This window comes from Kosakonia arachidis (assembly GCF_900116535.1).
GTDB classification, from domain to species: domain Bacteria; phylum Pseudomonadota; class Gammaproteobacteria; order Enterobacterales; family Enterobacteriaceae; genus Kosakonia; species Kosakonia arachidis.
The window spans coordinates 1-1708 of the sequence record NZ_FPAU01000023.1 but is presented as its reverse complement, the minus strand read 5'-3'; the positions used below and the strand labels follow the sequence as shown (position 1 = coordinate 1708).

The window sequence follows — 1708 nt, the reverse complement described above, 5'->3', positions numbered from 1 at the left end:
ACTGCTCTTTAACAATTTATCAGACAATCTGTGTGGGCACTCAGGTGACATGGATTCTTGATGTCTTCGGACAAAAAATGAATACCAAGTCTCACGGGTGAACACGTAATTCATTACGAAGTTTAATTCGATGAGCATCAAACTTTAAATTGAAGAGTTTGATCATGGCTCAGATTGAACGCTGGCGGCAGGCCTAACACATGCAAGTCGAACGGTAGCACAGAGGAGCTTGCTCTTCGGGTGACGAGTGGCGGACGGGTGAGTAATGTCTGGGAAACTGCCTGATGGAGGGGGATAACTACTGGAAACGGTAGCTAATACCGCATAACGTCGCAAGACCAAAGAGGGGGACCTTCGGGCCTCTTGCCATCAGATGTGCCCAGATGGGATTAGCTAGTAGGCGGGGTAACGGCCCACCTAGGCGACGATCCCTAGCTGGTCTGAGAGGATGACCAGCCACACTGGAACTGAGACACGGTCCAGACTCCTACGGGAGGCAGCAGTGGGGAATATTGCACAATGGGCGCAAGCCTGATGCAGCCATGCCGCGTGTGTGAAGAAGGCCTTCGGGTTGTAAAGCACTTTCAGCGGGGAGGAAGGCGGTACGGTTAATAACCGTGCTGATTGACGTTACCCGCAGAAGAAGCACCGGCTAACTCCGTGCCAGCAGCCGCGGTAATACGGAGGGTGCAAGCGTTAATCGGAATTACTGGGCGTAAAGCGCACGCAGGCGGTCTGTCAAGTCGGATGTGAAATCCCCGGGCTCAACCTGGGAACTGCATTCGAAACTGGCAGGCTGGAGTCTCGTAGAGGGAGGTAGAATTCCAGGTGTAGCGGTGAAATGCGTAGAGATCTGGAGGAATACCGGTGGCGAAGGCGGCCTCCTGGACGAAGACTGACGCTCAGGTGCGAAAGCGTGGGGAGCAAACAGGATTAGATACCCTGGTAGTCCACGCTGTAAACGATGTCGATTTGGAGGTTGTGCCCTTGAGGCGTGGCTTCCGGAGCTAACGCGTTAAATCGACCGCCTGGGGAGTACGGCCGCAAGGTTAAAACTCAAATGAATTGACGGGGGCCCGCACAAGCGGTGGAGCATGTGGTTTAATTCGATGCAACGCGAAGAACCTTACCTGGTCTTGACATCCACAGAACTTGCCAGAGATGGCTTGGTGCCTTCGGGAACTGTGAGACAGGTGCTGCATGGCTGTCGTCAGCTCGTGTTGTGAAATGTTGGGTTAAGTCCCGCAACGAGCGCAACCCTTATCCTTTGTTGCCAGCGGTCCGGCCGGGAACTCAAAGGAGACTGCCAGTGATAAACTGGAGGAAGGTGGGGATGACGTCAAGTCATCATGGCCCTTACGACCAGGGCTACACACGTGCTACAATGGCGCATACAAAGAGAAGCGACCTCGCGAGAGCAAGCGGACCTCATAAAGTGCGTCGTAGTCCGGATTGGAGTCTGCAACTCGACTCCATGAAGTCGGAATCGCTAGTAATCGTGAATCAGAATGTCACGGTGAATACGTTCCCGGGCCTTGTACACACCGCCCGTCACACCATGGGAGTGGGTTGCAAAAGAAGTAGGTAGCTTAACCTTCGGGAGGGCGCTTACCACTTTGTGATTCATGACTGGGGTGAAGTCGTAACAAGGTAACCGTAGGGGAACCTGCGGTTGGATCACCTCCTTACCTTAAAGAACCATTCCCTG

1 rRNA gene is annotated in these 1708 nt (G+C 53.6%); it reads left to right on the top strand.

Features of this window, described 5'->3' with window-relative positions:
- The first annotated feature begins 146 nt into the window (after positions 1-146).
- A 16S ribosomal RNA gene (locus tag BM427_RS25110) occupies positions 147-1688 on the top strand.
- Positions 1689-1708: the final 20 nt, after the last annotated feature.